Genomic DNA, 12,459 nt, shown 5'->3' with positions numbered 1-12,459 from the left:
ATAATTATTACATTCTTTCTTTCTCTTGAAAGTAAGCAATATTGTCTCGAAGCCATTCCCTCTCCGATATAAATAAGTTCCCTCGTTTTTTATATACTTTATCAAATATCTTTAAAACTTCTTCATGATTAGCAAACTTATGTAAGAAACGAAGAGCAATGATAATCTCTGCTTCATCCGTAGGCTCTACTTCATTTTTACGTCTTCTAGCAACAATTTTATTCACACGTTCGCAAATTGCTCTCATTGCCATTTCGTCGCCATACGTATAAATAGCTCGAACAGCTTCATATTTCACCATCACATTTCTATCCTGTAAAGCTTCAATATAAACTATTTGTAAGTCCGATCCCCCTATTTTTGCTAACACCTCAATAACAGTTGAACGAACATAGGCACTATTACTATATAAAAGCTTTGTTAACGGCAGAATCGATTGATTTGTTCCAATCTCAAACAATGTATAACAAATATTTGTAATCTCATCTTTATTTTCTTGAGTATCCAGCAACTTTAGTAAAGCACTCTCCGCTTCTAATGATTTACATAACTTTAAGGAAGAAACTGCCCAAAAACGAACACTATCGTTTTTATGGTAAATATACGGAATAATTTTATTTGTATCACTTACTTCTGGCAATGTATAAATATTACTAAGCAGTTCACTTAACAAAGTCGGGTTTTGTTCACATTCCAAACAATCTATAAGATAATCAGCAATACTGATCTCTTTCGTATTAATAGCGAGTTTCGTCATTAAATAATAAATGTCTTTCTTCATAGATACCTTTTTTGCTTTGATTACCTTCTGCTGTAAATAAGGAAAAGTTAATAAGTCATTTAACGCTTTTGCTTCATCATACGCACGATGCCAAATCTTTGTTTCCTCATCATCCATCCGCCTTAATAAATCATCTATATACTCTTCCATCTCCTTCTCTCCCGTCCAAATTAAGTCTATCTCTTTGCATTCTATATACGATAGATTACTATTTCAACAGAAAAAAGAGGATGCCACAGCATCCTCTCCTTCTCTTCCCTATTCCACACAAGTAAACTGCGTCCAAGCTCCTACATAATCTAGTAAGAATAACTCTTCTTCCGCAATTGTACCGACGATATTTTTCCGTTCATCTATCGGCATTTCTTTCAAGATGATTTGCAGTTCACCTTTATACTTTCCGAATGAGTTATTACCAATTACAACTTGCCCTCTTTCCTGTAGCACGCTTTCACGCACTGGGAAGTCATAATCTTTATATTTTTTACGCACTTCTGTAGAACGTACCATATACTCTGTTATGTCGCCGCGCCTTACGTGTAATTCTTGCAGCGTAGCTCTCTTCTCTACTTCAGTCGCTTCGTCTACAAAGTGCACTTTTAGCTGTAACATGTAGCGATTTAAGTTTCCTAGTTTCTCTAACTCTTCCTCACTCGCATAAGCATTTCCGATAATGACATCATCAATTAACCCTGTTGCCCATAAATGCTTCGCTTGTACTTCAATTGGTAAATTACGATGCTCTTCTAATGTACATAATCCATCGTTAATATCCCATGGACCGATGTTTGCGACATGTGATGTAATAAAGGCTGCACTGCGAATACCATGCTTTTTAAAGCGTTCACTGCAGCGAATGAAATAATCGTACGGAAGACCAGTGAATTTTTGCGGATAAAAATTATGGCAACCAATTAAAGCTGATTTATTCGCTTGATGCGAAAGAATATTTTCTAAGTACGCAATATCGTTACTTACATTTAACTCAATTTTTAAACCGTACGGATTATTCGTCATTTTCGCTTCAGTTAACCCGTCGAAGCCTACATCTAAACGAATACCGTCTGCACCTAACTCCGCGAAGAATGATAAATCGCTATAACTAATACCAAGCTGATCAAAAACAGCCGGAGCTACATCTAAAATAACTTCCATATTGTTATCTTTTGCGTGATTGATAATCTCTTTAAATTCAGCTACAATTTCTTCTTTCGGACGATTCACAGATAACAAACAAGTAAATATTCTTGAAAAACCGTGTCGTGCCGCTGCGGAAATATAAGCCATATCTTTTTCTTTCGTTGAATGTTCTGGATAAAGTGAAATTCCTAATTTACGCTCCATGCTTTTGCATCTCCTTCACACGTTGTATTAATGCCATGCTCGTAAATCTATATTTTGCAGATAAACACGTTGCACATAAAATTGTCGGTACAATAATTACGTACGGTGATTGCAATCCTAACATTACATATGCACCCATTGAACAACCGATAAATAAAACTGATACTAGTAGTAACACTAATAAAGATTTACTTTGTACCCATTTCGAATAATGGGCAATACACTGTCCGACCACGAATGTAATTAAGATGATAATTGCTCCGAGCATTCTGTTTTCTCCTCTCCTGCTAATTGTTGTTTCTCATACATTTTGAAGAATGGATAGTAAATAACGAACGAGATAACAAAGTTAACAAGTACAAGTACACCAGCCATAATTGTCCAGTCCGTACTAATCACCGCTGCAATTGGTGCTAACATCGTAAATGGCAGTTTCGCCATCATAAGTGGAATCATACCTGAAACAACTGCGAAATATGATACTGTCGTTGTCACTAACGGTGTAATAACGAACGGAATAATTAAGATTGGGTTCATTACAATTGGTGCACCGAAAATAATTGGTTCGTTAATATTGAATAAACCTGGTACGAATGATAATCTACCTAACTCTTTTAGGAACTTAGATTTAGAGAACATAAACATAATTACTAAAGCTAACGTTGAACCTGATCCGCCAATCCATACGAACCATTGAATGAATTGCTCTGTAAATAAGTTTGGTAACTGATGTGCATTTCCTGTAGCCGTGAATACTTCCATATTTTCAAGAATTGCTGAATCCCACATCGGACGAATAATTGGTCCTAAAATCGCTGGTCCATGTATACCGAATGACCAGAAAAACACGATTAAGAATACTGTTAATAAACCACCGAATAAATTATTTCCTACTAATACTGATTTTAATGGTGCGATTAAATATGTGATCGTTGTATTCACATCAAATTTCAAACCGTAGCGAATACCCCAGAATAAAAGAATAACTGCTAGCGTTGGAATTAATGCTGCAAACGAATTTGAAACTGCGGGTGGTACACTATCTGGTAATTTAATCGAGATATTATGCTTAATCATAAAATGATAAATTTCTACTGCAATTAATGCTGTAACAATTGCGCCAAATAAAGACGTTGCACTTAATGTTCCTACTGAAATATATCTACCTGCATCAATAACACCTGGTACAGCTTTCGTAATTTGAATTGGTTCCACTGATGCTAGTAAAAAGGCGAGTACAGATAATAACCCTGCACTTAACTGATTGAGCTGATAAAAGTTCGCGAGCGAAGCCCCTACACCAAACGCCGCGTATAATGCCATTAGTCCTACTGTAAATCGGAATGGAATATCTAAAATATGGCGAAACGGTGCAATCCATTCCATATATGCATCAATTGGTAAATTTAAAAAGATAACGAAAAATGATCCGACGATCGTTAACGGCAATGTAGAAATAACCCCGTTTCGAATTGCTAATAAATGTCGTTGTCCTGCAATCTTTTGCGTTGTTGGCATAATCTTTTGTTCCATAAAACTCATAAACCCATTCATCAATAGCCCTCCTCTTTCTCTCTACTATAAAAGAATGAAATAAACTTTATAACATTATAATGTTTATATTTAAAAAGATATAATTATGCTAAAACTAATTGTTCTGCTTGCTTAAGCACCTTCAAACCATCACACATGCCATAATCTCGTTGGTCTATAATCGCAACTGGTATATTGTATGAATTTGCAAGAAACTCTACAGCTGGAAATAAGTATTTCACCTGTGGGCCAATTAAAACGACATCGGCTTCCTTAATTTCAAGCTTCACTAGTTCTGAATCAACCGCCTTAATTTTATAATTCTTCCCCTGTTTTTTTGCCTCTTCTTGCATTTTTCTTACGACCATACTCGTTGACATACCTGCTGCACAACATAATAAAATGTACATCTTATACGGTCACTTTCTCTTCTACTCGTTTATGAAGAGCAATAAATTCTTCAGCCAGTTCTTTCACTGTAATTGCATTCATTAAATGATCTTGTGCGTGCACTAACAGTAAACTGATTTCTGCATGATTTCCTCTTGCCTCTTCTTGAATTAAATCCGTTTGAATACGATGCGCTGCTGAAATTTCCTCACTAGCAAGTTTCATCTTTTCACCGGCATTCCCGAAATCTCCTTGTCTTGCAAAAGCAATTGCTTCAAGCGCCGCACTTCTCGCATTGCCACCATGTAAAATTAACGCAAATGGAGTTTGCATATCAGACATTTTAAATTCCCCCAAGCTATATGTTTTCTATATTTTCATCTTATTATGAAAACGCATACAATTAAACATAAAAAACTTCCGTTATGTAACGGAAGTTTTTATATACTTTTTCAAAATGATAATAAAATCTCTTGAAAATCTTCAATTACCTCGGTCTGAGTAAGTTTCTCTATCGTAGTTTGACTAGACATAATATCATATAAAAAATCATAAAGCCTTTGCAAATCTTCATTATTATTGCGCTTTACACTAAATAAAATAATTACTTGTACTTTTTTATCTCCCCAATCAACAGCCTTTTCAAGTGTGCAAAACATCAAAAAAGTTTCCTCACTTAATAACTGCATCGGATGCGGGATTGCAACTGAATTCCCAACCGCTGTCGGAGACGTATTTTCTCTTTCCATAACAGAAGCATAAAAGTTTTCTGGTACATAGCGTTTCTCAGCAGCTTTCTCACATAAAAACTGAATAACATCCTCTTTCGTAGAAGCACTATGATTTAAAAAGATTAAATCTTCCTTAATATAAGGCTGCACACTAGTATTCACATGCGTAAACAACCGCTGACCAATCGATTTAATCTCTTTATCATCAAATATTGAATTCACTTTTATAACTGGAACAGGCAAGCCACTCGGTATATGAATCGTACTAATAATACAATCTATTTTTTCTTTATAAAGATCTTCTACTTTCAATTGATAATAGCCTGTAATACCTACAATCTCTAATTTATCTCGGAACTGTGATAAAATTTTATATTTTAATAGTTGTGCACTTCCTTGACCAGTCGCACAAACTAATAAGCATCTTTTCTTTTGATTTTGCTCCTGCAAACGGCTCATAGCTCCGCCGAAGTGAATTGCAATATAACCAATTTCACTTTCAGGGATCGATTCACCCGTATATTCACCAATGATATCTCCAACGAGAACCGCAATTTCAAAAGCATACGGATAATTCTTTTTCACTTCTGCCAAAAGAGGATTTCTCGTATTTAACTTATACTTCAAACGATTTAATAACGTTTTTAAATGAATACCAAATCCAAATAATAATTCCTCATCATAATAAAAAATAAGATTCCGTTCTTCCGCTACTTTAAAAAGAATATGTTGCATAAATGCATATATATCTTTTCCTAATAGCTCTTCTACATTTTCATAGCGATTTCTCGTTGTAACAGCAGTACTTAATAAATGCATCGTCACATATAATACTTCTTCTTCTGGAAATGAAAATTTTAACTCTTTCTCTAAATCTCCTAAAATTTGCTTCGCAATTGTATATTCTTTCTTTATTATAAGTTCTGATTGCTCCACATGCAGTCCTTTCATATAATGTTGACTTTGACAACGCTTTAATGCGATTGCAATATGAATGACTAAATTATCAATTTCTATATCAGATAAATATATTGTTCCACCTTCAATATACTTTAATATAATTGAACGAATGAGTGATATATGCGGTAGCGATAAATATGTCTCCGTCTGCTCAAATTGCTCATGAAACGGAGTATGATCATAACGCGGTAAACCATATTGTGATAAACAAGAACGAATATTAAATTCCTCTCCAACAATACGTATACCATAATACGGTCTCTTCTCAATTTGTAATTCATAGCGACCACATATATCTGTAACATCTTTCATAATTAAATTGACCGTTGATTTGCTCACATACATCTCTTCCGCTAATTCTGAAAGCTTCACATATCCCTCTGTCATTAAAACACGCTGCAGAATGTACGCTATTCTTTCTTCATAAGAAGTTGGGATCTTTTCCGTCTGTTTTTGAAATAGACTCACACAAAAGTCTTCAAATTTCTTCTTTTTTATAATTTCTAATTCGTACCCATTCCCTCTTTGCGATTCGATTTTCGCTCCGTTTTCTTCCAATATATCATTTAATAATTTTATATCCTTTTGAATCGTCTTCGTTGATACATGTAAACGGCCTGCTAAAAAAGCTCGATTTAACATCGATTTCTCTTCTAAAAATTCCTCTAAAATAGAAATTAATCGCTGATGCACCTTTGTCATAGCTCTTCCTCTCGCTCTTTATATATAAAGGGGGAAAAGCTGCTGAAATCAGTAGTTTTTCCCCTTTATATTCTCTCTATTTCTTTAATGTAAATCCGAATTTATCCCATGCTTGTAAATAGTCTAGTAAGAAAATCTCTTCTTCTACAATTCGACCAACTACATTTGTTTTTCCTGTATTCACCATATCTTTTAATGCAATTTGTAATTCGCCTTTATACTGACCATATTGTTCATTATCAATTAATAAATCTCCACGCTTAATTTCACGCGTATTATGAGGTTTAAACTCTTCTTTTTTATATTTCACACGACTTTGTGTAGAACGAATCATATATTCAGATACATCTCCGCGATAAAAATGTGGTTCGTCTAATACGATAATTCTTTCTAGTTCTGTCGTTGTATCATATATTTCTATATCAAATGTTTGTTTCTCTTTATTTAATGCACCTAGTGCTTGTAATTCTTTTTCTGACGCATATGCGTTTGCAATAATAACATCATCAATTAATTCCGTCGCGAATAAATGTTTCGCCTGTGTTGTCATCGGTAATTCACGATGCTGCTCTAATGTACATAACCCTTCTGTTACTGGCCAAGGTCCGTATGTTGCATCAAATGATGAAATAAAAGCAGCCGTTCTCATACCGTAATCTTTAAATTGTTTCGAGCATTTAATGAAATGATCGTATGATAACCCTGAATAACGATGCGGATAAAAATTATGACAACCAATTAAATTTTCACGATTTGGTCTATGACTCATAATGTTATCTACATACTTCGTACCATTGCTCATATTAATCTCAATTTTCAAACCATACGGATTATAAGTCATAATTGATTCTTCTAATCCTGAGAAACCAACATCTAAACGAATACCGTACGCACCTAATTCATGGAAAAATGATAAATCATTATACGAAATACCTAATTGTTCAAAAACAGATGGACTAATATCCACTAATACTTGGAACCCTAATGCATTCGCATGAGAAATCGTTTCTTTAAACTCTTCAATAATTTTCTCTTTTTCTCCATCCACAGATAATAAACATGTGAACACACGTGTAAATCCATATTTACTTGCTAATGTTAAATACTCCTTATCTTTCTCTACTGTTGAATGTTCTGGATAAATAGAAATACCTAATCGTCTCATATGTACACGCCTCTTTCTTCATCATATTGTAAACCTTTTCAAATATATGTAGTGAAAAAGTATATATCCCCCTTCTTGTTCACTACTCTTTTGAATCCGCTTTCTTTAAAGAAAAAACAATTTCTATCATTCTTAACACCTACAAGTCTATACATCTATACTTTACATCTTTTTTTCATAGTTGTGTAGCTTTTACACAAATTTGTCAGTTTTTCACCTTAAAAATTGTTATCCGTTTTCAAGACACCTTCCTTGACTGTTGCATTGGCCAATACATATACTCGAAAGAAAAGAGAAAATTTTATATAGGGGATGAATATATGGGAGAAGCAATACTCGTAAAACGAGAACCGTTATGGACAAAAGAGTTTGTTGCTTTAATTTTTGCAAACTTATGTATGTTTTTAGGGTTTCAAATGTTAATTCCAACCTTACCTGTTTATGTGAAAGAAATTGGTGGCACAAGTTCAAATATCGGATTTGTTGTCGGTATGTTTACCGTTGCGGCACTTTTTGTTAGACCGCTAACTGGGAACGCCTTGCAAAAATTCAATAAAAAAATCATTTTAATGATCGGTACTGCTATCTGTTTACTCGCTATGGGCAGTTACCTTTTCGCCTCAACTATTTTTCTCTTGCTTGCTGTTCGTATTTTGCACGGAGCTGGTTTCGGTATTACAACGACTACATATGGAACTGTCGTTTCTGATTTAATTCCCTCAGCTCGCCGCGGAGAAGGCATGGGATATTTTGGCCTTTCTGGAACAATTGCAATGGCCCTCGGTCCACTTATCGGACTATGGCTTATGCAAACATATAACTTCACAATTCTTTTTTTATGTGCATTATCGTGCACAATTGTTTCATTAATATTAACGAAACTACTTCAAATCCAAAAAACGAAACAGCCTTCACAACAATCATCTAGTACTTTTCTCGATGGATTTATTGAGCGTAAAGCTTTACTTCCTTCATTATTAATATTATGTATTACATTAATGTACGGAGGAATCGGAAGTTTTATCACACTATTTGCTACAGAAGTCGGCATAGCTGATATTAGTCTCTTCTTTTTATGTAACGCACTAGCAATCGCTGTGACTCGTCCATTCTCTGGAAAGCTATATGATGCGAAAGGCCATACATTCGTCATCATTCCGGGAGTTATTATAACGTTTACAGGTATTATTTTATTGTCGTATACGACGACAATTCCGAGCTTAATTATTGCTGCAGCATGTTACGGAAGTGGTTTTGGAGCAATCCAACCTGCACTACAAGCATGGATGATTGACCGCGTAGCACCGCATCGACGCGGCGTAGCAACTGCTACATTCTTCTCCGCATTTGACCTTGGAATCGGCGCTGGAGCGATTATCTTTGGATTTATTGCTCACTTTACAAACTATGCAACTGTATATCGTTACTCCTCTCTATTACTTATTGCTTTTCTCTTCATTTACATTACAAGCATAAGAAAACAAAAGCATGGCGATAAAAACACGGAAAAAGCTGCTGGATAATTCAGTGGCTTTTTTATCATGTTAAAAGAATTGTTTTTCCTCATTTTGCTGTTCTAAAACTACATGCATTTCCCTACATATTTTCTTAACTTTCATCAAAAAATATACGATGAACTCGCAGATACTTTCCTTGATATTCGACTGAACAATATTATTCTAAAAAGTGTGATTTCTTTACAAGATTAAGATTTATACAAGGTAAAAACCAATGAAATGCAGTTGTTTCTTTAAGGGATTGTAAACTTTTCTTTCCTTTGTAAATTTAGTGTAAATTTTACTAGCAAACCGTTTACAGTGACTCAAGGTTCAGTTAATAATTACATCGTACATGAAATTTAAGGAGTGGAATGCGTGGAATATAATGTTCAAGATATGATCTTCCAGTTCATTGGTGGATTAGGTATTTTCTTATTCGGGATTAAATACATGGGCGATGGACTGCAACAAGCAGCTGGAGATCGTCTTCGCGATATTCTAGATCGTTTTACAACAAACCCACTTATGGGTGTACTAGCAGGTATGTTAGTTACTGTATTAATCCAATCCAGTTCAGGAACAACCGCTTTAACAGTCGGACTTGTAAGTGCCGGATTTATGACATTAAGACAAGCAATCGGTGTTATTATGGGTGCAAACATCGGTACGACAGTTACTGCATTTATTATCGGAATTAAAATCGGAGAATATGCTCTCCCAGTTATGGCAATTGGAGCAATCTTACTATTCTTCTTTAAAAATAAAAAAGTACATTCTGTAGGTCAAGTTGTATTCGGTTTTGGTATGTTATTCTTCGGTTTAGAATTAATGAGTGCAGGTATGAAACCTCTTCGTTCTTTAGAATCATTCCAAGAATTAACAGTTAGCATGAGTGATAATCCAATTTTAGGAATTGTTGTCGGTACAGTCTTTACTTTAATTGTACAAAGCTCAAGTGCAACTATCGGTATTTTACAAGAACTATTCGGTCAAGGGGCAATCGATTTACAAGCAGCTCTTCCAGTATTATTCGGTGATAACATCGGTACAACAATTACAGCTGTATTAGCAGCAATCGGTACTTCAATTGCAGCAAGACGTGCAGCATTAGTTCACGTTATCTTTAATATTATCGGTACAATTATCTTTACAATTTTATTAATACCATTTACAAGTTTAATTCAATATTTCCAAACATCATTAAACTTGAATCCAGAAATGACTATTGCATTTGCACACGGAACATTTAACGTAACAAATACAATCATTCAATTCCCGTTCATTGCAGTGTTAGCATGGATCGTAACAAAAATTATTCGTGGTGAAGATGCAGCGATTGACTTCAAACCACAACATTTAAATCCAATCTTTATTGAACAATCTCCAGCCATCGCTTTAACTGAAGCTCAAAAAGAGATTATCCGTATGGCTGAGTTCTCATTACATGGATTAAAAGAAGCAAATCAATTTTTAAATACACAAGACAAAAAACACGCAAACATGGCTACTCAATTAGAAGGAGCTATTAACAATTTAGATAAAAAAATTACCGAGTATTTAGTTTTACTATCAGAAAAGCCACTTTCACCTACGGATTCTGAAAAACATTCTGTTTTAGCAGGTGTTGTTGGAGATATTGAACGTGTCGGTGACCATGTAGAAAACCTTGTAGAACTTGTAGATTTCCAAATTTCAAACCGTGTTTCACTATCAGATGAAGCATTAGCTGAATTAAACGAAATGCTTGAGTTAACAATTTCAACACTGCAAGACTCAGTTGAAGCTTTAACAAACTTCGATACTGAACTAGCTCAAACTGTTATTGCCAAAGAACGCAAAATCGACCAAATGGAACGTGTTCTTCGTAAACGTCACGTATTACGTCTAAACGAACGCAGCTGTTCAGGTGATGCAAGTATCATCTTCGTCGATATGGTAAGTAACTTAGAGCGCATTGGCGATCACGCTGTAAATATCGCTGACGGTGTTTTAGGTGAACAAGGAAAAATCAATCTAAAACAATCATTATAATAAAAAAGAGACGCTAACTTAAGCGTCTCTTTTTTCATTATATTTTAACAACTGTTCTTCCTTTTAACTTTCCTTGCAATATAAGTGCAAACTTCTTCTCTAATTCTTCTAATGTACATTCTTCTGTATAAGATAGTAACTCTTTATTTCCCCATTCTTTCGCTAAAAGCGTCCAAACATCTCTTCTCACATCTACTGGGCATTGCACGGAATCTATCCCTAAAAGGCTTATACCTCGTAAAATAAACGGATATACCGTTGTTTGTAGTTCCTGGCCTGCCACATTACCGCATGTCGTTACACAACCACCATACTTTACTGTTTTTAAAGCTGTTTCTAGCATATGTCCACCTACAGTATCGATAACTCCCGCGTATATCCCTTTTAACATCGGTCTTCCTGATTCATCATTCAATTCCGCGCGATGAATCACTTTTTTCGCTCCTAGACGTAGTAGCATATCTTCCTCTTCCATTTTTCCTGTCGCTCCTACTACGTTAAACCCTAACTTACTTAATATACTAACAGCTACACTCCCTACGCCGCCTGTAGCACCCGTTACTAAAACATCTCCCATACTAGGCTTGATTCCTGCTCCAATAAGCTTATATACCGACAAAGCCGCAGTAAAACCTGCTGTCCCATACATCATACTTTCCTTTAATGACATTCCTTCCGGTAAAGGCACGACCCAAGATGATGGCACGCGAATATATTCTCCGAAACCACCAGAGGTATTCATACCTAAGTCATATCCCGTTACAATAACTTGATCTCCTGCTTTAATGGTAGCATCTTCACTACTCACAACCACTCCTGCAGCATCAATTCCTGGCGTATGAGGATATGTTCTCGTAACACCCTTATTACCAGTAGCTGAAAGAGCATCTTTATAATTTAATGAAGAATAATGAACCTGTATTAACACGTCTCCTTCAGGTAAACTACTTACTTCTCTCTCAACAACTTTTCTTACAAACTGATGATTTTCCTTTTCGTTCACAACGATTGCTCGGAATGATGTATGATTCATTATGCTCTCTCCTTTATCCGTAAAGTTCTTCTTTATTATATAGAAAAACTTAGTAAACCTACTCGTTTCTTCTTGGCTATATTTCAACAAATCTTACTTCTCTATCACTTTCTCACAATATATATTTTCATTTCTACTAAAACAACTTATACTTATTCTACATCTCAAAAATATAATATAGAAAATCTGACTTTTTATAAATATATTGAATTTTTACGAAATGTAAATGTTTTGTAATGTTTTTTTTCGCTAAATTTCATTATAATAAGTGGATATGAGTGTCGTATTTC

General features: G+C 34.9%; 11 protein-coding genes. 2 read left to right on the top strand and 9 right to left on the bottom strand.

Features of this window, described 5'->3' with window-relative positions; all coding sequences use genetic code 11:
* Window positions 1-7 precede the first annotated feature (7 nt).
* The 8 genes from DN399_RS04155 to DN399_RS04120 form a co-directional block, all read right to left on the bottom strand.
* The gene (locus tag DN399_RS04155) at window positions 8-931 is read right to left on the bottom strand and encodes a HEAT repeat domain-containing protein (RefSeq protein ID WP_006924074.1); all 924 of its coding nucleotides are present in this window, start codon (window positions 929-931) and stop codon (window positions 8-10) included.
* A 108-nt stretch (window positions 932-1,039) separates the two neighbouring features.
* Window positions 1,040-2,125 (bottom strand): DUF871 domain-containing protein, encoded by a 1,086-nt coding sequence (locus DN399_RS04150; protein WP_000440054.1) that lies wholly within the window; start codon window positions 2,123-2,125, stop codon window positions 1,040-1,042.
* Window positions 2,115-2,393: a hypothetical protein gene (locus DN399_RS04145; RefSeq protein WP_000900048.1), complete on the bottom strand. Its 279-nt coding sequence runs from the start codon at window positions 2,391-2,393 to the stop codon at window positions 2,115-2,117. Before DN399_RS04145 ends, DN399_RS04150 begins: the two co-directional genes overlap by 11 nt.
* Entirely contained in the window at window positions 2,369-3,679 is a 1,311-nt protein-coding gene (locus tag DN399_RS04140) for a PTS sugar transporter subunit IIC (protein ID WP_001013053.1), read from the bottom strand. The genes DN399_RS04145 and DN399_RS04140 overlap by 25 nt, the downstream gene beginning before the upstream one ends.
* A gap of 83 nt (window positions 3,680-3,762) precedes the next feature.
* Window positions 3,763-4,068 (bottom strand): PTS sugar transporter subunit IIB, encoded by a 306-nt coding sequence (locus tag DN399_RS04135; protein ID WP_000275642.1) that lies wholly within the window; start codon window positions 4,066-4,068, stop codon window positions 3,763-3,765.
* Between the two features lies 1 nt (window position 4,069).
* Window positions 4,070-4,390 (bottom strand): PTS lactose/cellobiose transporter subunit IIA, encoded by a 321-nt coding sequence (locus DN399_RS04130; RefSeq protein ID WP_001282173.1) that lies wholly within the window; start codon window positions 4,388-4,390, stop codon window positions 4,070-4,072.
* A gap of 110 nt (window positions 4,391-4,500) precedes the next feature.
* Window positions 4,501-6,441 (bottom strand): BglG family transcription antiterminator, encoded by a 1,941-nt coding sequence (locus DN399_RS04125; RefSeq protein WP_086411490.1) that lies wholly within the window; start codon window positions 6,439-6,441, stop codon window positions 4,501-4,503.
* Window positions 6,442-6,517: 76 nt separating this feature from the next.
* Window positions 6,518-7,606, bottom strand: coding sequence for a DUF871 domain-containing protein (locus tag DN399_RS04120; protein WP_049108233.1), 1,089 nt, complete (start codon window positions 7,604-7,606; stop codon window positions 6,518-6,520).
* Window positions 7,607-7,926: 320 nt separating this feature from the next.
* On the opposite strand from DN399_RS04120, the gene DN399_RS04110 reads away from it, so the two are divergent.
* Window positions 7,927-9,129, top strand: a complete 1,203-nt coding sequence (locus DN399_RS04110; RefSeq protein ID WP_149150105.1) for an MFS transporter — start codon at window positions 7,927-7,929, stop codon at window positions 9,127-9,129.
* Window positions 9,130-9,480: 351 nt separating this feature from the next.
* The gene (locus DN399_RS04105; RefSeq protein WP_000456269.1) at window positions 9,481-11,136 is read left to right on the top strand and encodes a Na/Pi cotransporter family protein; all 1,656 of its coding nucleotides are present in this window, start codon (window positions 9,481-9,483) and stop codon (window positions 11,134-11,136) included.
* A 37-nt stretch (window positions 11,137-11,173) separates the two neighbouring features.
* Here the strand turns inward: DN399_RS04105 and DN399_RS04100 are convergent, their stop codons facing one another.
* Complete coding sequence (locus DN399_RS04100; RefSeq protein ID WP_088345644.1) at window positions 11,174-12,169, bottom strand: YhdH/YhfP family quinone oxidoreductase; 996 nt, start codon at window positions 12,167-12,169, stop codon at window positions 11,174-11,176.
* Window positions 12,170-12,459: the final 290 nt, after the last annotated feature.

It is taken from the genome of Bacillus sp. AR4-2 (assembly GCF_008274865.1).
In the GTDB taxonomy this organism is placed as follows: domain Bacteria; phylum Bacillota; class Bacilli; order Bacillales; family Bacillaceae_G; genus Bacillus_A; species Bacillus_A cereus.
Note: the sequence above shows the minus strand (reverse complement) of the source record. Positions and strands in the feature narration are given on the sequence as shown.